Origin of the sequence: Prosthecobacter fusiformis, from assembly GCF_004364345.1 — a bacterium.
In the GTDB taxonomy this organism is placed as follows: Bacteria; Verrucomicrobiota; Verrucomicrobiia; order Verrucomicrobiales; family Verrucomicrobiaceae; genus Prosthecobacter; species Prosthecobacter fusiformis.
The window spans coordinates 134,711-157,394 of sequence record NZ_SOCA01000003.1; the positions used below are offsets into that span (position 1 = coordinate 134,711).

The 22,684-nt window shown below is 56.3% G+C and carries 21 protein-coding genes; 7 read left to right on the top strand and 14 right to left on the bottom strand.

What is annotated here, in order from left to right; translation table 11 throughout:
- Positions 1-250: 250 nt before the first annotated feature.
- The 3 genes from EI77_RS10000 to EI77_RS10010 all read right to left on the bottom strand — a co-directional run bounded on the left by EI77_RS10000 (position 251) and on the right by EI77_RS10010 (position 1,741).
- A complete protein-coding gene (locus EI77_RS10000) occupies positions 251-1,051 on the bottom strand; it encodes a 3-keto-disaccharide hydrolase (RefSeq protein WP_166647166.1) in 801 nt (266 codons plus the stop codon).
- 124 nt (positions 1,052-1,175) lie between these two features.
- Entirely contained in the window at positions 1,176-1,508 is a 333-nt protein-coding gene (locus EI77_RS10005) for a type II toxin-antitoxin system RelE/ParE family toxin (protein WP_133795129.1), read from the bottom strand.
- Positions 1,505-1,741 (bottom strand): type II toxin-antitoxin system ParD family antitoxin, encoded by a 237-nt coding sequence (locus EI77_RS10010; RefSeq protein ID WP_133795130.1) that lies wholly within the window; start codon positions 1,739-1,741, stop codon positions 1,505-1,507. Before EI77_RS10010 ends, EI77_RS10005 begins: the two co-directional genes overlap by 4 nt.
- Before the next feature lie 132 nt (positions 1,742-1,873).
- On the opposite strand from EI77_RS10010, the gene araD reads away from it, so the two are divergent.
- The 3 genes from araD (at position 1,874) to EI77_RS10025 (ending at position 5,486) form a co-directional block, all read left to right on the top strand.
- Positions 1,874-3,646, top strand: a complete 1,773-nt coding sequence (gene araD / locus EI77_RS10015; protein WP_133795131.1) for an L-arabinonate dehydratase — start codon at positions 1,874-1,876, stop codon at positions 3,644-3,646.
- 65 nt (positions 3,647-3,711) lie between these two features.
- Positions 3,712-5,214 carry a hypothetical protein gene (locus tag EI77_RS10020; RefSeq protein WP_133795132.1) on the top strand — a complete coding sequence of 501 codons (1,503 nt, stop codon included), beginning with the start codon at positions 3,712-3,714 and terminating at the stop codon, positions 5,212-5,214.
- Positions 5,211-5,486 (top strand): acylphosphatase, encoded by a 276-nt coding sequence (locus EI77_RS10025; protein WP_133795133.1) that lies wholly within the window; start codon positions 5,211-5,213, stop codon positions 5,484-5,486. Before EI77_RS10020 ends, EI77_RS10025 begins: the two co-directional genes overlap by 4 nt.
- 11 nt (positions 5,487-5,497) lie before the next feature.
- On the opposite strand, the gene EI77_RS10030 is transcribed toward EI77_RS10025, so the two are convergent.
- Together EI77_RS10030 and EI77_RS10035 are read right to left on the bottom strand one after the other, a co-directional pair.
- On the bottom strand, positions 5,498-6,634 hold the full coding sequence (locus tag EI77_RS10030; RefSeq protein WP_133795134.1) for a sensor histidine kinase: 1,137 nt from the start codon (positions 6,632-6,634) through the stop codon (positions 5,498-5,500).
- A gap of 134 nt (positions 6,635-6,768) precedes the next feature.
- Positions 6,769-7,839 carry a metallophosphoesterase gene (locus tag EI77_RS10035; protein WP_208300326.1) on the bottom strand — a complete coding sequence of 357 codons (1,071 nt, stop codon included), beginning with the start codon at positions 7,837-7,839 and terminating at the stop codon, positions 6,769-6,771.
- A 79-nt stretch (positions 7,840-7,918) separates the two neighbouring features.
- Here EI77_RS10035 and EI77_RS10040 point away from each other — a divergent pair, with 79 nt between their 5' ends.
- Positions 7,919-9,343: a class II fumarate hydratase gene (locus EI77_RS10040; RefSeq protein ID WP_133795135.1), complete on the top strand. Its 1,425-nt coding sequence runs from the start codon at positions 7,919-7,921 to the stop codon at positions 9,341-9,343.
- Positions 9,344-9,383: 40 nt separating this feature from the next.
- Here EI77_RS10040 and rnr read toward each other — a convergent pair whose 3' ends face one another.
- The gene (rnr, locus tag EI77_RS10045) at positions 9,384-11,951 is read right to left on the bottom strand and encodes a ribonuclease R (protein ID WP_133795136.1); all 2,568 of its coding nucleotides are present in this window, start codon (positions 11,949-11,951) and stop codon (positions 9,384-9,386) included.
- A 112-nt stretch (positions 11,952-12,063) separates the two neighbouring features.
- Between rnr and EI77_RS10050 the strand changes: the two genes are divergently transcribed.
- The gene (locus EI77_RS10050) at positions 12,064-12,366 is read left to right on the top strand and encodes a hypothetical protein (protein WP_133795137.1); all 303 of its coding nucleotides are present in this window, start codon (positions 12,064-12,066) and stop codon (positions 12,364-12,366) included.
- A 15-nt stretch (positions 12,367-12,381) separates the two neighbouring features.
- Here EI77_RS10050 and EI77_RS10055 read toward each other — a convergent pair whose 3' ends face one another.
- From EI77_RS10055 to EI77_RS10080, 6 genes are all read right to left on the bottom strand, one after another.
- Positions 12,382-12,567 (bottom strand): hypothetical protein, encoded by a 186-nt coding sequence (locus EI77_RS10055; protein ID WP_208300327.1) that lies wholly within the window; start codon positions 12,565-12,567, stop codon positions 12,382-12,384.
- A gap of 112 nt (positions 12,568-12,679) precedes the next feature.
- Complete coding sequence (locus tag EI77_RS10060) at positions 12,680-13,321, bottom strand: DedA family protein (RefSeq protein ID WP_133795138.1); 642 nt, start codon at positions 13,319-13,321, stop codon at positions 12,680-12,682.
- A 278-nt stretch (positions 13,322-13,599) separates the two neighbouring features.
- Positions 13,600-14,190, bottom strand: a complete 591-nt coding sequence (locus EI77_RS10065) for a GNAT family N-acetyltransferase (protein ID WP_133795139.1) — start codon at positions 14,188-14,190, stop codon at positions 13,600-13,602.
- Between the two features lie 60 nt (positions 14,191-14,250).
- Positions 14,251-14,718, bottom strand: a complete 468-nt coding sequence (locus EI77_RS10070) for a hypothetical protein (protein WP_133795140.1) — start codon at positions 14,716-14,718, stop codon at positions 14,251-14,253.
- A 468-nt stretch (positions 14,719-15,186) separates the two neighbouring features.
- The gene (locus EI77_RS10075; protein WP_133795141.1) at positions 15,187-15,780 is read right to left on the bottom strand and encodes a hypothetical protein; all 594 of its coding nucleotides are present in this window, start codon (positions 15,778-15,780) and stop codon (positions 15,187-15,189) included.
- 40 nt (positions 15,781-15,820) lie between these two features.
- Positions 15,821-16,453 (bottom strand): class I SAM-dependent methyltransferase, encoded by a 633-nt coding sequence (locus EI77_RS10080; protein ID WP_133795142.1) that lies wholly within the window; start codon positions 16,451-16,453, stop codon positions 15,821-15,823.
- A gap of 150 nt (positions 16,454-16,603) precedes the next feature.
- Here EI77_RS10080 and EI77_RS10085 point away from each other — a divergent pair, with 150 nt between their 5' ends.
- Both EI77_RS10085 and EI77_RS10090 read left to right on the top strand, forming a co-directional pair.
- On the top strand, positions 16,604-19,609 hold the full coding sequence (locus tag EI77_RS10085) for a tetratricopeptide repeat protein (protein ID WP_133795143.1): 3,006 nt from the start codon (positions 16,604-16,606) through the stop codon (positions 19,607-19,609).
- 370 nt (positions 19,610-19,979) lie between these two features.
- Positions 19,980-21,590: an ABC-F family ATP-binding cassette domain-containing protein gene (locus EI77_RS10090; RefSeq protein ID WP_133795144.1), complete on the top strand. Its 1,611-nt coding sequence runs from the start codon at positions 19,980-19,982 to the stop codon at positions 21,588-21,590.
- 129 nt (positions 21,591-21,719) lie between these two features.
- Here the strand turns inward: EI77_RS10090 and EI77_RS10095 are convergent, their stop codons facing one another.
- Positions 21,720-22,166 carry a DCC1-like thiol-disulfide oxidoreductase family protein gene (locus EI77_RS10095; RefSeq protein WP_133795145.1) on the bottom strand — a complete coding sequence of 149 codons (447 nt, stop codon included), beginning with the start codon at positions 22,164-22,166 and terminating at the stop codon, positions 21,720-21,722.
- The gene (locus EI77_RS10100) at positions 22,163-22,660 is read right to left on the bottom strand and encodes a hypothetical protein (RefSeq protein WP_133795146.1); all 498 of its coding nucleotides are present in this window, start codon (positions 22,658-22,660) and stop codon (positions 22,163-22,165) included. Before EI77_RS10100 ends, EI77_RS10095 begins: the two co-directional genes overlap by 4 nt.
- Between the last annotated feature and the right edge of the window lie 24 nt (positions 22,661-22,684).

Consider the following 22,684-nt stretch of genomic DNA (forward strand, 5'->3'; position numbering starts at 1 on the left):
ACGGGAGCTAATGCATTGTAAATGAACGTATTGTGATGGGAAAATGATTCCCCATGAAATCCCCATTGTTCCCCAAACATCCCCATGGGGAAATGCATATCCCCATGGGCTGGAAACGATGGAAAGTGAAGCGCATGGCCAGGCCGGTAACGTCTGCGAGACGCCATGCCAGTGCAAGGAGGTGCGACCCCGAGTTGGGGTAAGTGGGGAATAAAGTTTGAGGCGCAGGACTGCGTCTTTACCTGCGGCCTTACTTCTTTGCGGGGGCAGCGGGGCCGGTGCCTTGTGGGTTTTTGGTGCCGGGGCGGTCGATCTTTTGGGCTCCGGCAGGTATGCTGGCCTGATCAAAGACGAGGGTAGGGGTTGGGCTGAGGGTTTTGATGCGCAGGTCCTTGATCTGGACGGTGTTGGCATTACCCCGATGAAGCTGGATGGCGAGGAGGCCTTCCAGGCTGCGGGCTTTTTCGTTGTGGTCGGTAAATTCGGAAGTGGTCTGTCCGTTGATCTGGTGGATGAGGTGGTTGCCACGGGCGATGATGGTGTACTCGTTCCACTTGGAGACATCCGCTTTGATGGGATCGTGCTCGGCGACGAGCCAGCGGACACCGTCGGGACTCATGACGACATTTTTGCCGTTGAGGCCGAAGATGCCGCGACCTTTTTCCTCATAGGTCATGCCGGTGTGTTCAATGGCGGGATGAATGTCGATTTGATACCCGGTGATGCCCCAGGGACCGGCCTCGGGGAGCGGACGGCTGCGATACTGGATGCCCGAGTTGTTATCGCCGATGACGCGGACGGTGGCGCGCAGTTCGAAGTCTTTCACCTGACCGCCACGCCAGATGAGAAAGGTATTGTTCACCGGACTGTCCGGTCCCGTGCAGATGCCGGTGATGAGGCCGTCTTCCGCCTTCCAAAGTTTGGGGTCGCCGTCCCAGCCGCTGAGGTCCTGGCCATTGAAGAGCGGGGTGAAGCCGTCCGCGTCTTTGTCCTGGGCGAAGCCGGTGTGAAGGATGGTGAGGGAGGCGAGGAAGAGAAGGAGACGTTTCATGGTGGGTGCGGGAGATGTGAAACGGGGAGAACAGACCGATCTCTTGCAGCGTTGCTTCATGGATTCCATGAAGGAAAGCCTGTTTTAAGTCCTGACATAACTTCAAGTTATGAACACAGAGCTCTTAAACAGCCCCCGGTTCTTCAATCAACCTTCTAGGCAAGTCTCGTGCTCCATGAATGATCCGCTCAATGCTCAAGACATCTGTCACCCTATAAAAAATAAGGTGGCGGTCAAAGGACCCATGGACCTGGCTGCTGCGGATGCCTTGCAACTCGCTGGATTTAAAATGTCTTATTAAACCCAAGTCTGGTTGCTCTGCTAAACGGTGAATTGTCCTGTCCACACTCTTTAAATACCGCTCTGCGACTTCGAGGTCAGCATGTTTGGCATACCACTCGTATTGAAGTGACATGTCCTGTTCCGCTCGCTGAGCAATGACAACAGGCAGGCTCATGACAACACCTGTGCAGACTGACGGATGGAATCAAGTACTGCGGGGCCGTAAGGCCGATGTGGGGAGCGGACGCCTTCAAGCAAGGCGGACTCCAACGCTGGAGACTCGTCGAATTCCTGACGCTCTAGCACACGCAGAGCCGTTCTGACGACATCGCCTTCATCCGCATAGCGTCCGGCCTGAACCAAGTGTTGGACAAACTGGTCTAGTCCTGGGGGAAGGGTGATTTCCATACTCCAATATGCCCTTATCTGGTCAAAATGAAAAACAGAAAAAGAAAGTGGGCTCAGGCGCTCTGAATCCTGGCAATTTTTTTTGGGCTGGGCATGATCGAGGGTTTAGTCTTTCGTTTCTTCTTTTTCCATATGAGCACCCCTTCGCAATCGCATCACTCGGAGAGTGATGAATACTGTACCCGTAAGACTCCTGAAGAACTGCGCTCCTGGCGCTGGTATGGCCGCGATGAACTCCGTTCCTTTGGGCATCGCTCACGGGCAAAGCAATCGGGCTGGGGAGCGGAGGATTATGTGGGCAAGCCGGTGATCGGCATCCTCAATACTTGGTCGGAACAGAACTCCTGCCACATGCACCTGAAGCTGACGGCGGATGCGGTGCGGCGGGGCATTTTACAGGCAGGCGGGCATCCGATGGAAATCCCCGTGCTGTCCGCAGGGGAGATGCTGACGAAACCGACGGCGATGTTTCACCGCAACCTGCTGGCGATGGAGGCGGAGGAGGTGCTGCGTGGCAATCCGCTGGATGGTGCGGTGCTGCTGGGCGGCTGTGACAAGTCCACTCCGGGCTTGCTGATGGGTGCTTTTAGCATGGACATCCCGGTGATCTACATGCCGTGCGGGCCGATGATCAAAGGCAACTGGCGGGGCGAGACGCTGGGGTCCGGTAGCGATGTGTGGAAATATTGGGATGAGAAACGCGCGGGAAATCTGAGCTGGGAACAGTGGTGCGAGATCGAGGACGGCATCGCCCGCAGCCCGGGTCACTGCATGACGATGGGCACGGCCTCCACGATGACGGCGCTGGCGGAAACACTGGGGCTGGTGATTCCAGGAGCCTCGTCAGTTCCGGCAGTGGATGCGGCGCATGTGCGGCTGGCGGCAGTGGCGGGGCGGCAGATCGTGGAGAATGCGTGGAATGACCTGCGGCCTTCGAAGATTGTCACGGAGCGCTCATTTGAAAATGCGATCGCGGTGGACATGGCGCTGGGAGGCAGCACGAATGCGATCGTCCACCTGGTGGCGATGGCGGGCCGTCTGGGCATCAAGCTGCCTTTGGAAAAGTTTGACGAGATCAGCCGACGCATCCCGCTGCTGGCGAACATGCGTCCTGCGGGCAAGTACCTGATGGACGAGTTCTTTGTGGCAGGCGGTCTGCGGGCGCTGCTGAATGGCATGCGCGAGCTGCTGCATACGGAAGAGCTGACCATCACTGGCAAGACGCTGGGTGAGAATGTGGAGGGCTGCGAGATCTACCAGCCAGACGTGATCCGCACCCCGGCGGACCCGATCCAGCCGGATGGCGGCACTGCGATCCTGCGTGGCAATCTTTGCCCGGACGGTGCGGTGATCAAACATGCGGCGGCGACACCGGAACTGTGCCAGCACACGGGTCCTGCGCTGGTCTTTGACAGCTATCCGGACATGAAGGCCCAGATTGACAATATGGACCTGGATGTGACCAAAGACACCGTTTTGATCCTGCGCAATGCGGGGCCAGTGGGTGCACCGGGGATGCCGGAATGGGGGCAGCTACCGATCCCGAAGAAGCTGATCATGCAGGGCATCCGCGACATGGTGCGCCTGTCCGACTGCCGCATGAGCGGGACGAGCTATGGGGCCTGCGCCCTGCACATCGCCCCAGAGAGCGCAGTGGGCGGTCCACTGGCGCTGGTGAAAAATGGCGATCTCATCGAGCTGGATGTGCCTAACCGGAAGTTGCACCTGCACGTGAGTGATGAGGAGCTGGCGAAGCGTAAGGCCGAGTGGAAACCGGCGGCTCCGCGTTATCATCGCGGGTATGCGAAGCTGTTTGTGGATCATGTCACCCAAGCGAATGAAGGCGCGGATTTTGACTTCCTGCAGCATCATCCGGAAGGTGTGCCGGAGCCGGAGATTTATTGAGATCAGAATGATGGAAGTGACAAACCCAGGGGTGACAGACCTGGGCAGAGGGTTATCGTGAAAGCATGCCGAAAGTCCCCCCCGCTATCCTTTTGCTCGTCCTTGTCGTGATAGGGGCAGTAGTGGGACTATTTGTTTCAAATCAACCGGCCCAGTCCACTATCGAGGCAGGTAAGGTAGATATTCAGCCAGTCGTGAATGGGCTGCCCCTGACGGAACAGGAAGACCTGCCCGCACAGATTACTTTGCTGGAAGGCCAGGTGGAGTACCTCCAGGGGCAGGTGAATGCGCTGCAGGAGGAGAATGCACTACTGATCCAGAAGCTGGGCACGCTGGGCATGAAGGGTATCCCGAAGATGGACCCAGCCACGGCCACGGATACAGAAGATGATCCGCCTGACTTCGTGGGCATGGGGATCGAGCTGATGAAATTTCGCCAGATCCAAGCCCTGCCAACACCGACGGTGGGGGCGACCCTGGCGGAGGTGGAGGCAGCCATCCTGACCTGGATGCGCAAGCAGCAGCCGGAGGATGAGGGGCCACGCTTTGCCCTGGCACTGACGGCACTGGGGTGGATCGATAAACCGGTGGACCCGCTTCCCGTGCGGGCTGCACTGTGGGCACGGCAGCTCGGTGGATGGTATAACCAAGAGAGTGGTACGCTGCTGATCATGGAGGATAATCCTGAACCCGGAAAACCTGCGCCGGACCGGCCCCTGGCGATCACTTTTGGGCAACTCTTGCGGGAATACGGCAGCACACTTTTTCCTGAAGAACGTACCAGTCCGCTGACCACGGATGAAAGACTGGCGCGGGAATCCCTGCTGGCGGGGGATGCGGGACTGACACGATTTTTATACAGCCTGCAAAATCCTGACGCCGCCCCGAAGAGTGACCTGCCTGCGGAGGACCCAGACCATCCGCTGAACGAGGTGCAGGCACCCGCGTTCCTGCGTGAGCTGGCGATGTTTCCCTTCCGCCCAGGTTTTGAATTTGCGCAGACGCTGCACAGCGCGGGGAACTTTGCCCAGCTGAATGCGGCCTATTCGCGTCCACCTCGGGACTGTGCAGAGATCATCGAGGCGGAGCGTTATCTAGACAATACGGCACTGCCACCCAGCCGCCCGGAGTTTCCGAATGTGAAGGTGGGTGAGAGTGAACCCTACTGGGACGACAGCCTGGGCCGGTTTGCCATCTTCAATGCGCTGCGCACTTACAACAGTGATGAGGAAGCGGGGCAGGCGGCGCGCGGGTGGCAGTCGGATCGTTTGTTAGCCTATGCGGCACCTGATCAGCCACGTGATCATGCGGCCTGGCAGACACAATGGCTGACGCCTGAGCACGCGACGGCGTTTTTCAAAGCCATGCGCAACTGCCTGCTCCAGCGCTATGATGTGGAGGCGAAAACGGATAGTGCTGATGTGGTAAGCCTAGAAGCAGGCGGGCGGTACATCCTGCTGCTGCGCAACCGCAACGGGCAGGGGGTGCTGCTGGTGGATGCAGCCACGGCCGAGTTCGCTCAGGGCTTGCGCTCGACGCTGGACTCTGTATCCAAAGGCGCTCAATGATCGCTAAACAAGTGCTCTATACTGGCCGTGTACAAGGGGTCGGCTTCCGATATTCCACCAAACAGATTGCCTCGGGTTACGAGGTAACGGGTTCGGTGAAGAATCTGCCGGATGGGCGTGTGCAGTTACAAGCGATGTCTTACGATGTGGAGGAACTGGATGCTTTTCTGGCGGCGATTGACGAGAGCAATCTGGGATCTCTGATCAAAGAGCGGGAGGTCTCAGTGATCCCGGTTCTGGTGGGACAGCGGAGCTTTGTGATCGAGAAGTGAAGGGGACTTTTCTATTCTTGCGAAGTTTCCTCGATATCCAATGACGAAGGCCGGACCGCAGGCGGTGCCTCAATGAATTTCAGGGGTAGAAGCACCTCAAAACGGCTGCCTTCGCCCAAGGTGGATACAACTCGGAGCTCTCCGCGCAGAAGCTCAACCAGACGGCAAGAAATGGCCAGCCCCAGACCGACTCCACGGGCTTGTGAGGTGCTTTTGGCACGGTAGAACTCTGAAAAGATCTCCTTTTGATCTTCTTTGGAAATGCCTGAACCGGTGTCTGAGACAGACAGGCTCCAGCGGTCCTCCTCGATAGGATGAAAGGAGAGCCTGATTTCACCTTTGGCGGTGTATTTGATGGCATTGGAAAGGAGATTGATCACCACCTGCTCGATCTTCCTTTCATCCCCATGGACGGTCTCTAGTTCAGGGGCGCACTCAGCATGAAAAGTGAGACCTTTGGCCTCGGCCATGGGTCGATAAACAGCCTGCACATGCCTGAGCAATCCGGCGGGCCTGAAAGCCGCTGGCCGCACCACCTGCTGGCCATTGACCAGGGCGGAAAGATCCAGAAGATCATCCAGCAATTCCCTCATGTGGCTGACGCTGCGGGAGAGCGTCACCTGCATTTCTTGAACGGGCTCAGAAGGCTCATCGTCGATTAATTCGGCAGCCAGGCTGAGGCCGTTCAGCAGGTTGCGCAGCTCATGCGACATATTGTGAAGCAGGCGGGCTCTGGAGGCGCTGGCGTGAACCAGATTCCGCTGCTGTTCATGGATGAACTGCTGGGTAGAGCTCCAGCCCAGTTCATCGAGCAACTCATGAATACGCTCTGTCATCAGCAGCCGTACCTCGGGCGAGAGCGGGCCATGCTGCTCTTCAATGTGGAAGATATGACGGATCATCACCGTGCGGAAGAGGGTGAGCTCCCGGACAACTTCTTCCAGCTTATAACCTTGCTCCCAGCGGTAGCTGCCATGCTTGCGGGCATCTTCAGTAATGACCTCTGTATTGTCTCCGCTTTCACAGCGGAGAAGCTCTGCCACGGAATCCAGAAGCTGGGGAAGATGGTCTTCCAGGCCGGATCTGGAAATGTATTCAGATGCCTGGATGCTATGGTCTTCATGCACGGCCTGGATCCAGTCGTTCATGATGGCCTTCTTCGAATGCGATAAGGTCTGCGAGAGCTTTAGAAGGAGGGCACGGTCAGCTTGAGTCACGATAGCATAGTCGCACGCCCTCGCCCAACTACTAGCAAGATCGTCTTATCGTGCCGAATGCATCCTCAAGGCTTCATTGGGTAAGGGGCGCTGAATTGATGCTCAGCCCGTTCTTTCACATGAAGAGTACTTTCGGTGAGTTCATGGAGCGTCGTATCGTAGGTAATCACCTGGACGCGGTCTTCAGCGGGCAGGAAGCGATAAAGTCGCATGGGGCCGGAGGAGGTATAATCTGAAAGAAAGGCGTGAACCGTATTGCCGTGGTCGCCCACAGTATCCAGCTTGAGGGCGGTGCAGCGGCTCTGATCACCGCAGAAGATGAAGCCCAGGTTCGCATGCTTGCGATAAAGTTTTTCCCACATCTGCTGAGCTGTGTTGCCACGGCTGCCATGGTTTTTCGTCCAGTTCATACGGCCCTTGGGATCTTTAACGAAGCCTTCTTCGGTCTTGGGATGCTCCAGCACGCCCAGGTCCATGTGCGTGGTGATGATGGCACGGCGGGTGGCATACTGAGTCAGCAACGCATCCGCCCAGGCCAGTACATCATCCGGCGCATTGCACTCGAGGCTGATGTGGATGAAGTCCATGCCGCCGGCGCTGAAAAGCTGATGGCTGTTGGCATTGTTGCCGGAGAATTCAGGTGTGGGCCGGGCTGGCTCAAAGGGACCGCCATACCAAGCGAAGTCACGGAAGCGTTCGGCACCGAAGTATTTCTGAAAGAGGGATGAATCACCACTGCCTTTCATGTCATGATTACCCACCGTGACGCTGTAGGGGATGACCCCGTGCAACCGGTCCATGCAGCGGCGGGCGACCTCCCATTCCTGGGGATTGCTGCGGTCCACAATGTCCCCGACATGGGAGACGAAGACGATGTTCTGCTTTTGGATGTTGGCGGTGATCCAGTTCACGTGATTTTCGAACACCGCATTGGTGACGACAGGGTCTGTACTATCGGGTGTCTTTTTGGTCCCTTTGCCGATATACCACTGGGTGTCTGGGATGACGGCAATGGTGAAGCTGTCTTTGGGGGCGGCATCGAGATCGGCAGCAGAGGCCGATGGCACGAAGGTCATCAGTGTGGCAAAAACTGGCAGAAGCAGATAGCGTGCGAGGGAAGAAAGGACGGGAAACATACGTGGTGAAGACTGTACGTGAGCGGAGAGATGATCTTTTTAAGCTTCCGTTTTCCCCCAACTCTGTAACTCTAAGTCCATGAACACCCGTATCGAAAAAGACAGCCTGGGTGAGATGCCCGTGCCTGCGGAGGCCCTCTATGGAGCCTCCACCCAGCGTGCCGTCTTAAACTTTCCTGTCAGTGGGCAGCCGGTGCCTTATCCCATCATCCATGCGTATGGACTAATCAAATGGGCGGCGGCACGGGTGCACCAGGACCTGGGTCTGCTGGCAGAAGACAAGGCTGCACTCATCGAAGAAGCAGCCCTCGAGGTGGCCGCAGGAAAGCTAGATGACCACTTCGTTGTGGACATCTATCAGACGGGCTCAGGCACGAGCACCAATATGAATGTGAATGAGGTCATCGCCAACCGTGCCTGTCAGATCGCGGGCAGAGCTATCGGTTCCAAGGACCCTGTGCACCCGAATGACCACGTGAACATGGGGCAGTCCTCCAATGACACCTTTCCCACCGCCATTCATCTGGCCGTGGCGCAGGAGCTGCAAAATGGTCTGCTGCCTGTTTTGAAAAACCTCCAGTTAGGCCTGGCGCAGAAGGCTGAGGAATTTTGGGAGGTGCTCAAAATCGGACGCACTCATCTGATGGATGCCACTCCCGTACGGCTGGGCCAGGAATTTAAAGGTTATGCCCGGCAGATGGAGCATGGGGTGGACCGGGTACACAAGGCGCTGAAGACCCTTGCGGAGCTGCCGCTAGGCGGGACCGCTGTCGGCACCGGGTTGAATTGTCATCCGGAGTTTGCCATCCGGGCCATCGCCTTGCTCACGGATAAAACGGGGCTGCCTTTCCGCGAGGCGGGGGACCACTTCGAGGCCCAGGCTGCCAAGGATGCCCTGGTGGAGGTGAGCGGCCAGCTCAAGGTCATCGCGACGAGCCTCTTCAAAATCGCCAATGACATCCGCTGGTTAGGCTCAGGGCCGCAGTGCGCGATTGGGGAGATCAGCCTGCCTGCCACGCAGCCGGGCAGCAGCATCATGCCGGGGAAGGTGAACCCGGTCATGTGCGAAAGCCTGATGCAGGTCTGCGCTCGCGTCTTTGGCAATGATGCAACCGTGACGTGGTGCGCGGCGAGCGGCAACTTTGAACTCAATGTCATGATGCCAGCGCTGGCTGCGGCCTTGCTGGAAAGCATCACGCTGATGGCGAATGCGGGGCGTCTTTTCCAGGAGCGTTGCATCCAGGGCATTGAGGCGCGGACGCAGCGATGCAACGAGATGATCGAGCAAAGCCTGGCGCTGGTGACAGGGCTGAATTCAAAAATTGGTTATGACAAGGCCAGCGTGATCGCCAAAGAAAGCGCACGGACAGGCACCCCCGTGAGGCAGCTTTGCCTGCAGCGGCTGGCAGAACTGGGCATCACGGAAGAGGAGCTGAATGAGGCGCTGGATCCGGCACGGATGTGCGCACCGGATGCGGCCATGGTGGGCGCGGGCGGAGGGTAGGAGATGCCAAATCCCCGCCCCTCAGCGCCTGATGAGGTGGCTAAGACTTCTTCTTTTTGGGCGCTGCCGCAGCGGCAGGCTTCTTCTTGCCGAAGCCGAGACGGTGGTACCATTTTTTCGCGGCCTCGGGTGCCTCGGCAGCGGGTTTTTCTTCCTTTCGGGACCCTGCTTTTCCACGCTTCGGCCGCTCATCGCGGGACTTTTCCTGACGAGGTTCGGCCTTGCGTGAACCCCGTGGTTTCTCCTCCCGCTGGGGGGCGGCATCCTGAGATCTGTCACCGCGTTTGGGCGCCGTTTTTGTGGAGGGTATGCTACGGCGGGGTGTTTCTTGGCGATGCTCCGGCATCGGCGGTACATCCTGCTCCGCACCACGTCGGCCAGCGCCTCTGGAGGAGGGGCGTTCACGACGCGGCTCGTCCATGCGGGCTCTTTCCTGGCGGGGCCGCTCACGGCGGAAATCGTCGTCACGGTCCCGCGATGGGCGCACGGATTCCCCCTTCTCGACGGCCAGTTGAAAGTCCACCTGCTTTTTAAAGCGGTCCAGTTTATAAATCTGCACCGTCACCCGGTCGCCCAGCTTGATCACCCGGCGGGTGTGGCGGCCGATGAGGTGGTTGCGCGTCGGCTCCAGGATGAAAAAATCATCCTTGATGGAGGACAGCGGCACCACGCCACTGAGGCCAAGATCCGGCACATCCACGAAGAAACCGAAGTTGCGCGTGTCCGTGACCAGCGCCGCATAACGGACGGGATCACCGGATTCCAATTGCGCTTCCAGGTAGGCATAGAGCTTGACCTCCTTGCTGTCGCGTTCGGCATCGGCGGAGTTTTTTTCCGTCTCCGTGATGTGCTCGGCGATCTGTTTCAGCACCGGGATGGGAGCTTCCACTTTATCAAACAGCACGCGATGCACGACCAGGTCCGCATACCGCCGGATGGGGGAGGTGAAATGGGTGTACTTCGTTTTCGCCAGGCCATAATGGCCGAGTGGCTCCACCGCATAGCGTGCCCGCATCAGCGATCGCAGAAAGCCAATTTTGAGCGCCTGGCCGATGGGCAGCGTGCCCAGCTTGGCCAGCAGCTTTTGCACTTCAGGCCGGTGGGAAAGGTCACCGCAGGGGATGCGGTGGCTGAGCACATCTTCACGATAGTCCTGCAGCTTCTTGTCCTTCGGCGCCTCATGGATGCGGTACACCGCCGGGCGGTTGCGCTTCATCAGGTCTGCGGCCACGGCTTCATTGGCCAGCAGCATGTATTCTTCGATGAGCTGGTGGGACTCGTCATTTTCGATGCGCTCGATGCGCAGCACCTTTCCCTGCGGATCCAGGCGGATTTTGTTCTCCGGGAAATCCAGGTCCAGGGAGCCGTTGTCAAAGCGGGCCTTGCGGATCCTCTGCGCCATGTCATGCGCATCATGCAGCATGGATTCGATCTCTCCCACCGGCCGGCGTTGGATGACCTCAAACGCCTGTTTGTAAGTGAAACGTTTCTTGGAACGGATGACGGCGGAGTAAAACTTGGTCGAGATGACCTCGCCTGTTTTGGACAGCAGAAATTCCGAACATTTGGTTAACCGGTCCACATCGGGCTTCAGCGAGCACAGCTCATTGCTCAGCGCCTCCGGCAGCATCGGGATGACCCGGTCCACCAGGTAGGTGGAGTTGCCGCGCTTCTTCGCCTCCACATCCAGCGGGCTGCCAGGACGGACATAATGGGACACATCCGCGATGTGCACCCACACCTTCCATTTGTCACCCGGCGCCGGGACGATGCAGATGGCATCATCAAAGTCACGCGCATCATCCGGGTCAATGGTGATGACATTGTGGCTGCGGCAGTCCACACGTCCGGTGCATTCCTCTTCGGAGGGCTGGTTGTCCGGGCGGGATTTGGCGATGGTCGTCGCCTCCGCCAGCACTTCTTTGGGGAAATGCAGGGGCAGGGCGTAATGACGCAGCACGGACAGCATGTCCACCCCTTCGGCATTCGGCTCGCCCAGCACCTCGATGACCTCGCCTTCCGGCGGAGTCTGACGGTTTTCCCAGGCGGTGATTTCCACCACCACCTTGTCCCCTGGATTGGCCGGGCGACCCACATCGCGTGGCTCCGGCACATAGATGTTATGCGGGATGCGCGGATCATCCGGGATCACGTAGAGGAATTTTTTGCTGACCTGCAAGGTGCCCACGAACTGGGTGCGCTTGCGCTCCAGGACCCGCACCACGGAGCCCGCATTCGTCTCCGGCACGCCTTTGCGCAGGCCGATGGGTTTCACGTCCCGCCGCACCAGCACCCGGTCCCCATGCAGGGCGGTGGAGGTATTGCTTTCAGAGATGCTCAGCTCGCCGATGCCAGCTTCATCCGGTTGTACAAAACCGCGTCCGCCACGGGTGATCTGGATGACGCCAGGGATCAAATCTGCCTCGCTGGAGCCGATGTAACGGTTGCCCTTGGTGCGTACGATGAGGCCTTTTTTCACCAGGTCGGCCAGGACCTCCTGCAGTTCTTGCTGTTGAGCGGGCTTGAGCCGGAGATGGCTGATCAGCTCGGGAACATTCGAAGGCGTATAATCGGCCTGTCCGAGCAGTTTAAGAATTTTCGATTCCATAAAAGGATGCTACACAGATTCCGCATGAAGAGTCATCCCTGTTTGTGGATGACACGCGTCCAGAGCGGAAAACTCTGCGTTATTTAATTGAGGTGTTACTTTGTATAATCGCATGAATCCCCGAGGCTTTCATTTCCAGCTCCAAGGTGTGCGCGGCTTTCGGGCCGTGCTGACCTTGATCTTTATGGCGGCTGTCGCCCTCGGGATCATTGCATTGTTTGTGTTTGTCGGCCTTGCTGTCGCAGTGGTTGGCCTAGGATTGTCGGCGTGCGCGGCACTGTATTTTGCGGTGCGTCGTAAGCTGACAGGCACCACTTATCGCTCATCTCCCCTCCAGGATCAAGCACATCGTGAAAATCCGCCCGCTGACGTCAAGGTCATCGAGGTGGAATCCGTGCGCGTGGAGCGGGAGTAAACAGCCCATTCACGGCTACCACCGCGCCACTTCTTCAGGCAGTTCCTGCCCGTAAAAACGCTGGTAAAAAACCTTTCGTCGCGTTGGCATGTCCAGATCCGCAGGCAGGCTGCCCCAGACGATCGCCCGGGAAGTCTCCAGCATGGAAAGGCCCATCAACAAACGTTCCTCGTTCGTCAGCGCCATGACGCGCTGGAACATTATCGCATTGATTTCAGGCGAGGTGTCCCTCACGGAGAAACCCGTGTCAGCATATCTGTCAGGTTCAACTTTGCTGACCCTGCTGCCCCGAGGCTTGGCCCCCACCGGCGCATCAATCATGAGGCTGCTTCTTCGCCGCCAGCTTGTGCTTGATCACCTCGATCACGATCGGCAGCACAGAGACGAAGATGATCAGGACGAACACCAGTTTCAGGTTGTTCTTGATGAAAGGGATGCTGCCCAGGAAATAACCCGCTAGGGTGAAGCTGATCACCCAGATGAATCCGCCGCCCAGGCTGTATCCCAGGAAGCGTGTGTAATGCATCTGGCCAAAGCCCGCCGTGAAGGGGGCAAACGTCCGCACGATGGGCACAAAACGCGCCAGGATGATGGCCTTGCCGCCATGTTTCACAAAGAACGACTCCGTCTTGGAAAGGTACTCTCGTTTGAACCACTTCTGCGTCACCATCCAGGACCCCGCCTTGCGGCCGATCCAGTAGTTCAGGTTGTCCCCGATGATCGCCGCCGCAATCAGCAGCGGGATGATGTATTCCAGCCGCACAAACCCCTGCACCGAAAGCGCCCCCACCGCGAACAGCAGCGAATCCCCCGGCAAAAACGGCGTCACCACCAGCCCCGTCTCACAAAACACAATGGCAAACAGCAGCACGTAAATGAGCGTGCCATAGTTCTGCGCAAACGTGAGCAGGTGCTTGTCCACATGCAGGATGAGATCGAGAAAGTCGCCAATCATGAGGCGCTGACATTCCAGCCTCCGCGCCAGGGGGCAAACGAAATGTCAGGCAGATATGGTTCGCCAGCCGATCACGATGCCAGACGGTAGGACGGGTTTGTTCTGCGCCACCAGACATCGCCATCACTTTGGGCTCACTCGCAGAATTACCCGTCTATTCGCGAGCCTCGACCGGTCAAAAGCGACCACCCATGGCCCGATCACCATCCAAGAAGACGGGCTATCCGGCGTCGACACGAGTCGCTGATCCGCCCCCTTTACTTCCGGACAAACCGATCCTAAGCCTCTGCTCCTGCTTCAAGATTCCTCTGCGAACGCAACTCCCACTCCCGTCTCAGCAGCGCAAAGACAAACTCGCTCTCCCAATGCCCTTTGTACCAACGGTGCTCGATGTGGTGGGCCTCCTGCCGGAACCCGAGCCGCCTGAATAGGGAGGCCGCAGCCTGATTTTGATCGCCCGTGATCGCTAAAACCCGATGCATGCCCAGGGTGGCAAACGCAAAATGAATGAGGCACTCCAGTGCCTCCGCCGCATAACCCAGGCCCTGATGACTCGGCGCCAGGGTGACCCCAAACTCCATTTGCTGCGGTTCGTCCGCCAGGCAGTGCAGCCCGCAATCGCCGATCACGACGTTCGTCGCGCGCTCGACCACCGCCACCTGAAACCAGGTCCCCGGGATCCCCGGCTCCGCGTCCTTTTGGTCCTCAATGAGACGCCGTGCATCCTCCGGCCCATACGATTCCCACCCCTGATACCGCGCCACCTCCGGCAGCGACCGGTAGCCGCAAAGCGCGTCCCCATCATCACGTCGCAACCGACGCAGGAGCAGACGCGGCGTGGCTAAAAATCTGGGGAAAATCTGGCTCATCGTGTTCGAACGGCCTCAGGTTTTTAAATTACTGCTAGGTATCAATCAGCCCGTCAGGGTTCACGGCGGTGGTGTATAGAAAGCCTGGCTACGGTCATGGGAATTGAATTCAGTGATGATCTTTTCAACCCAGCTCTTTTGCTCATCCCCTGCCTTGAGCTTCAGGGGAGTCTGGCGCAACTTTTCCGGGAGGCATCGCCGAAGGCACTCCAGGCTGGCTCGGATGATGTCCTCCTTTGCATGACCACCCCTCTCAGGTAAAGCAAATCGGGTTACATCCATCGTCAGCTCCAGCGGAGCCTGGAACGCACCCAGATCACTGGTGGAAAAGGTCACTCCACACACCGAGGCCAGATTCAGATCTCGGTTTGCCTGCTGGCAGTTGTTTGTGGGCGGTACATTAACCGCCGTAATGAGACTGACCTCCGTCGCCTGTCCGCTGTGTGCATACCAGTCATGACAAGTCACGGCGGCAATAACGATCCGCCCGGATCCCAGCCCGTCCAGAGGCTGAAAAGTTGAGGTCAAGAAAGACTCACTTGCCATCGCGGGGTGCGCCCAAATTCCCAGAAAGCTAAGGATGATCAGGTGCAATTTCATGGCCTGTATTGAAGCGGATTTCCCAGGCCGTGGCAATCCTGAAGAGCGCCCATATTGTCCCTCGCGAGGCGTTGGAAAGTGGGCCGCTCAGTCCCTTGAGCGGGAACGATGGCCCACAGACACAGAAAAAATCTAAAGAGCATCGCTGACAACCTGGATAGTTTGGCAATCTGCGGGCTCCGCAGCGGCTTTCCGCACTGGGATTCGCTTCGCGGCGCTACGCTAGGTGCGGGCCACATTCGCTCTAATCTCCACCTAACCAACCCCCCCTTGGGCATGATCCCTGATCTCCGCGTCTGTCAACCCCATCCACCCCAGCGGTTTCGGTGTCGGCGGCTTCCAGTCGCTCTGCGGATCAGGCCCCTGCTGCACCCTCCCATCCGCGCAATTGATGCGCTAAGTGATGGACACCGCATGGACGGGAACAGTCGGGGGAAGTGTGCCCAACCAGTTTGAATAGGCCGCCGCTGAGAACCTGCTTCCACCGCAAAACTCAGGATTGAGGACAAAGGTTAATGTCGTGCCAGACTTTTCAGCTGCGCCAACAAGCGTCAGTGCCGCTTCCGGCTCCCCATGCCGGTAAATCTGCTGCCAGTGCTCCCCTTCCCGATGGATATCCAAAGTGAAAATCTCCGACAGAGCGACCACCACCGGCAGGCTGATGCGGCAAAGCGCTTTTCCCAGTTCCGCATGCTGCTTATGGTCACGGCAAGAGTTCAACGTGCATAACCATCTTTCCGCAAACCTCTTTCCGCCCGGCACTTCATGCACAGGCCAGCCCTGACCATCATCTGCAATGGTGACCGCCAATTTGTCCAGTGTGACCCAGACCCGGCTGGCCGTACCGCAGCTTAATTCCGCCAGCGGATGGCACATGGCGGCTTGAAGCAACTGATCGGCAACTGAACCCGATTCATCCCCCCTGACATACATCTCAGGGCGGCCCCGGATCGCCTGCAAGGCCGTCAATTCGGAAAGTTCTTCGATCATTGCAATAATAGTTATGGGTGTCACATGCTACCAGCCGTTGTTATTCAGAATGACACTCCCCGGATTTCTGCACAATGAAATACATATGCAGCTCTGGATGCTGGTCATACTCTAGATGCCGGCAAATGCAGCCCGCGCGGGCGACGATCTCCAGCAGCCGGGGCAGGCCCAGCGTCGCATGATACAACGGCTCGCCCATCAGGTCATTGCACCGCTCCTCCGGAGCATCTAGCCCGCCACAGGTAAAAATCAGCACCCCACCCGGATTCAGTCCCCCGCACAGCTTGTGCAGGATGCCCTCATGCTCCGCCAGCGGCGCATGCCAGATGCTGTCCCAGGCCGAAATGAAATCATACCGCTGCGGCAGCTCCCAGGTGCAGATGTCCGCCAGATGAAACATCACCCCCGGATGCCGCTCCCGCGCCAGCCGCACCATCTCCGCCGAAACATCCAGCCCCTCCACCTCAAACCCCTCCGCCAGCAGCAGCTCCACCATCCTTCCGCTGCTCCCACATCCAGCGTCCAGGGCCCGCCTCGCCATTTCCTCCTTGGCCCCAGCCACAAACCGCAGCGCCCGCCGATGCTGCGCGATACCATTCGTCCGGCAGAACTCCTCGCCGCTCCAGAAAGTAGCGATCTTATCGTATGTCTCAGCGGTCTGGCGGGATGTCATGAATGTCAGGCGGATCGGCGTATCATCATTTTCTTATCCCCTCAATTCAAGGCGTGTGGGTCATCCCAGCTTCTCTTTCCTTTCCAGCAAGGGCTACGCATCGAAAGGGATGCAAATCAGTTCCACGAGCACGCAAAATTTCAGTAAAGGATGAAACTTTCCAAATGCTTGTCATCCCACGCCATTATATTAAAGAACTTTCCCCATATGTTTAAATCAAAAATCCTGCGTGATGAAATAATTTTCCGCCTTTCCATTATGGAAACGTGTTTAAATTGGCATAGCACGCGTGGTCATAACGACCTTTGCAAGGAAGTAGAAAGGGTGATTGGGCAATTCCTAGCACCCATTTGCGGATGGAATCTGGAGGTTTTGGAAGAAAGGCAAAAAAACTATCCAGCCGTTGACCTTGGAGATTTTACAGCGCGTGTTGCTATACAAGTAACTGTAAATGACACGACAGAGAAAATCCGTGATGTTCACAACAAAGCACGAACCCACAATTTAGGAGCAGATTTTGATCGCATTATCATTCTTTTTCTAAACGAAAAAACTCCCAAAGCGCCCAACGCTTCAAACAGTTTTTCTCCCTATACAGATTTGCAAATCGAATGTTGGGCTCGTCCTCATCTCGATCAGCAGCTCGATGCTGTCACAGATGCACAATTGGAGGCGGCTCTCAAGGTCTTGCATGATAAAATGCCCGGCATAAAAGCAATTTTAAATCCCAGCATGGATTATCGCCCGTCCAACCTTCCTTACACTTCACTTGGGACACTATTCAAAGGCAGGGAAACATTCATATCCGACCTGCGTTCCGCCCTCACAAATAAATCCGCTGCTGTGATCAAAGGTCACGCAATCCATGGTATGGGCGGAGTGGGCAAAACACGCGCAGCCATCGAATATGGGTGGCGTTATTTTTTCGAGTATAGAGCTATCCTTTTTGTTACAGCAGATAGCCCTGACGCATTTCGAACCAGCCTTGCGAGCCTGTGTGATGCGAGTATTTTGGATCTCCCTGAAAAGTCTTCTACCGACCATAACACACAAGTACAATCCGTACTCCAATGGTTACAAAGACAACAAGGCTGGCTCCTCATAGTGGATAATGCAGATACCCGAGAAGCTCTTGAGACGGTTCGTGGGAACTTAAATAAACTTTCGTCAGGCCATGTTATTATTACCACGCGGCAAGATAGACGAAGTGGAGATCTGGAAACTCTTGATCTTGATGTCCTGACCCAGCTCCAATCGGCTGAATTCCTTATGGAGTGGACTGAGAAACATCGTAGCCACCTTTTTGACGATGAGGAAGCAGCCAAGGAGCTAGCTACTTTACTAGACGGTCTAGCACTCGCGTTACAACAGGCTGCGGCCTATATTAGCGAATGCCGAATCTCTTTTCATGAGTATTTAGTTCGCTGGAAAAATCATACCGCTGACGCATTGGCTTGGCACGACAAAGACTCCATGAATTATCCGGTTAGTCTGGCCATCACCTACGAAACAAGCGTGTCTCAACTTTCAAAGCCAGCCAATAAACTTCTCCAGGTTCTTTCATGGCTTTCTCCTGATCCATTTCCATTTTCCGCATTGAATGTTCTGAACCATTCTGCTGATCAGAAAATCTGCATAGCCGAATTGGAGAATTTACATCTTGCTCGCCGCCGCAACGACGGAATTGCTTTCTCCATCCACCGACTAGTGCAAGAGATAACTCGTCAGCAGCAAGTCAGCGACAACCATCCCCCAGCTCTAATCAACGCAGCAAAGTGGATCGACCATGAAATTGGGGAAGATCCGTCAAATGTGGCGAATTGGCCCAGCTACAATATCCTTGTCCCTCACGCCCAAGCTGTTGCATCTAGCTGCGAGGCGAGAAAGTTATATACTGAATCAATGTGCCTCTTTAATCAAGTGGGCCTTATTTATCGTAGCCAAGCTAAATACAAGGAGGCTGAGCCATTATTGAGGAAAGTGGTCGAGTTAGAGTATATCCGCGCGGGTAACCCATCTCCTATTTCACTTAATAATCTCGCTTTGCTGCTAGTAGATATGAATAGCTTCTCGGAAGCAGAATCTCTTTATCAGCAATCATTATCGCTATTGGATCCACAGGCGCCAAAGGACCAAGAAATTGTAACTATCATTCTTCGTCATTTTGGGAAACTTCTTTATTCAACCGAACGTTTTGAAGAAGCTGAGAGAACATTCCGTAAAGTTCTTTCAAAAGTCGAACATATTCGGGGGCATAATGATTACTTTTTTAGCTCTCAGTTAAACGATCTCGGTGAACTTCTTTTGAAAGTAAATCGGCTGATTGAAGCTGAGGAAGTAATTACCAGAGCGTTGGAAATTTTAAAAGACTCTGACAGTGAAGCTCCTGGCCTGCTGGCAGGTGCTTTAAACAATCTAGGGCAAGTTCTCGAAGCCACAGAGAGGCTTAATGAAGCGGAAGTTCAATATCGAAAGGCTTTGCACATCAATGAAAAACAATACCCTGATGGACATCCAACACTAGCTGTTGGTCTAAATAACTTAGCAGGTATCTTAGACAAGCTTGGGCGGCCCGGCGAAGCCGAGCCATTGCTCCGCAGAGCCCTTGCAATTGACGAATTTTTTCATGGCCCCTACCACTCAGAAGTCGCTACCGACCTTCTTAATTTAGGGTCTCTTTTATCGTCATTGGAACGCGGAACGGAAGCAGAACTTCTTAAACGTAGAGCCCTCCAAATCAAAGAGTTGGTTTTTGGTGAGAATCATTCCGATGTGGCAATGACATGTAATAATCTGGGAGTTACACTACAACAATTGGGGAAAATTGAAGAGGCTGAAATACTCTACCGTCGCGCCGTAAATATATATCATTCGTCTCTGGGAGAAGAACACCCAGAAGTGGCTTGCGCTCTCACAAATTTAGCTGGAGTTTTGGGAGAAGGTAACAGGCTTCATGAGGCTGATAGTTGCATGCGCCGAGCAATTCGAATTTTAGTTCAAGATTCAATATTGAATAAACGTCAGGCCGGTAAACTTACAGAATGTGTGAACTCATATGCCACGCTTCGGAAGCAAATGGGTGACTCGCCGCAAGAATTACGATTCCGGATTAACAAGCTCATCAAGAGATTTGGTTATGCTGAGCACCAAGGCTGACGAAGCTTGCCCGATCTTGATATTTAAACTAGAGTCAGGGCTAGGTTCACCGGGTGTCCAACAGGCCTTATCTGAGGCTTGTTTGACGAACAGGCCGTTGCTCGGCCTACCTCTGTTACACTGAGAGGCAAAAGAAAATTATTCCCGAAAGGCGAAATTGGACATAGCTCAGAGCATCATCTAAGGCAGGCCATCGTCGTCGTCTTTCAAGCTGAAAACCCTGTTCACTGGTTGAATAATGTGTATCTAGATGTAAAATCTTCGCGGCGGTTTCTAGTGCCTCAATTTCGTAGCGCGCTTCAAATGAATCGCGCCCCTGCACAAAACAAGCTGCAAAGCGCCCCTAACGGTGCTAAAGGCATCGCCCCACATGCTTACCCTTCGCGACGTCACCAAGACTTTCAATGCCCGGACGCTTTTCACCGGGGCCAACATGACCGTGAACTACGCCGAACGCGTGGCTCTCGTCGGGCCCAACGGAGCGGGCAAATCGACGCTGTTTTCTCTGATCCTCAAGGAGGATGAGCCGGATGCGGGCGAGGTGGTGCGCGATGAGTGGACCACCCTGGGCTACCTGCCCCAGGAGAGCGAGCCGGTGGGTGAGGAAACCATCCTGGACGTGGCCACGGGCAAGGCGGGCCTGATCGAAAAGTTGGAAAAGACTCTCCGCGAATACGAGGAGCGCGGCGATGTGGCGGCCCCGGAATACAATGAGGCACACGCCCAGCACGATGCGCTGAACGATCCCCAGGCCGAGGCCAAGGCGAAGAAGATCCTGAAGGGTTTCGGTTTCAAGGAAGCGGACTTCAACAAACCCGCCCGCGAGTACTCCGGTGGCTGGGTGATGCGCGCGCACCTGGCCCGCATCCTGGTCATCGAGCCGGACCTTTTGCTGCTGGATGAGCCGACCAACCACCTGGACCTGCTGTCCCTGATGTGGTTTAAGAATTACCTGAAGAACTATCCGGGCGCGATCCTGCTGATTTCCCATGACCGTGACTTCATGGACGAGCTTATCGAGACGGTCTATGAGATCGAGGAGAGCAAGCTGGTGCAGTATCAGGGCAACTACAGCGAGTACCTGAAGCAGAAGGAAGCCAACTGGGAGCGCGCGTACCAGTCCTGGAAAAACCAGCAGAAGGAGATCGAGGCGATCCAGGAATTCATCGACCGGTTCCGCTCCGTGACCTCCAAGGCGGCGCAGGCGCAGAGCCGCGAGCGCCAGCTTGAAAAGATGGACAAGCTGGACCGACCCCGTCCGCTGCGGAAGGCCTTCCGGTTCAACTTCCCGCAGCCTCCCCGCGGTGGCCAGCGTGTGGTGGCTCTCACGGACATTCATCAGGCCTACGGCGAAAAGAAGATCTACCAGGGCCTGGACCTGGAAGTGGAAAAGGGCGAGCGCACCGTGCTGGTGGGCCCCAACGGCGCGGGCAAGTCCACGCTGATCAAGATCATGGCTGGCGAGGTGCCTTTCCAGAAAGGCGAGCGCCGCTTCGGCACGAACATCAAGATGGGCTATTTCTCCCAGCACCGGGCCGATACCCTGGACCCGGAGTGCACCATCCTGGAAGAGCTGAAACGCTGCGCCCCCGAGCTGCGCGAAGACGATGCCCGCAGCATCCTGGGCAGCTTCCTGTTCAAGCGGGAAGACGTTTACAAGAAGTGCAAGGTCCTCAGCGGCGGTGAAAAGAGCCGCCTGAACCTGGTGAAGTTCCTGGTGGATCCGCCGAACCTCCTGCTCATGGATGAGCCGACGACGCACTTGGACATCTGGGCCATCGAGGGTCTGATCCTGGCGCTGCAGAAGTTCGAAGGCACGCTCGTCTTCATTTCGCATGACGTGCACTTCATCCGCAGCCTGGCCACCAAGGTCCTGCACATCAATGCCGGTGTGGTCACGCCTTTCAGCGGCGGTTATGACTACTACCTGGAGAAGACCGGTGCCGAGGAAAACGCCCGGGCTGCGGTGATCGCCGGTTAGTACAGTACTCATCACTCTCCGAGTGATGTTCTGGGAGGTTGCTTGTGGGAAAGGTGCCGTTTCAGGTTCAGTATCCTGGGGCGGTTCCACCTTCCCAAAACATCTCTCGGAGAGAGATGACTACTGTACTCAATCAATCAAATCCAGATCATGCCGCACCCGGCAGGCGGGCTCCTGGGTTTCCCGTCCAGTCACGGCGACCAGCTCAGCATCGCTCTTGAAACCCATTAGCCGCGACAGGCCGATGCGGTTTTGAGAGATCCAGTGTACCACCTGCCGGGCCATGCCCTGCATAACCGGTGTGGCCAGCCGGGCCGACCAAGCGCGGTATTCCCGCAGCGCCCACAGGCACATGACCCACGCGCCAGCCCCTTGCCATACCTCACCCGTATCCGCCAGGATTACGATCTCCTCATCCGCCCGCAGGTGCTGGATGCCCGGCAGACGTCGCGCTGCCTCTGGGGAGTCATAGGGGATAAACTCCAGCCGCACATACGACGGTTGATTGCTAAGCCAATGCCTGACCTGCGAACAAAGCCCGCAGCGGGCATCATAAAAGAGTGTGAGGGTATTCATAAATCATTGGGTTTGGGTTCTTCAAGTGAAGCGGGCACTCTCCCGTCCCGCGACTGGGGCGATGGCTGCTCTTTGCGAGGATGATGCAGCACCAAGTGAAGGCTGGCCGTGAGACCGCAGATGGCGGCGAGGAATGCCAGGAGAATGATCGAGCTAAAATCCCCGTCGCCGTATCTGTCTTCAGACAAGATAAAGGGCAGATAAACGGACATAAAACCTGCCATGCAACCACATGCTCCCGCCCATTCAGGCGAGCGTAAAAATGAGGATTCCTTCACCCATAAATCGGCCGGTAGGAATATAAAAAGCCACACGCCCAGGATGACAAAGGCGCTGCCTAGAAGCCAGTAAATCATCCAGAACAAACTCATCAAGCCGATGCCTCCTAATGACACTTCATATCCAAGCATCACAAGGAAGATGACGACAATACACACCGCCCACCCCCAGAACATGGCGATGAATGAGCGGCGGACGATGCATGCAGTTTTCATGGGAACAAGGTGGCGTTGATTAGC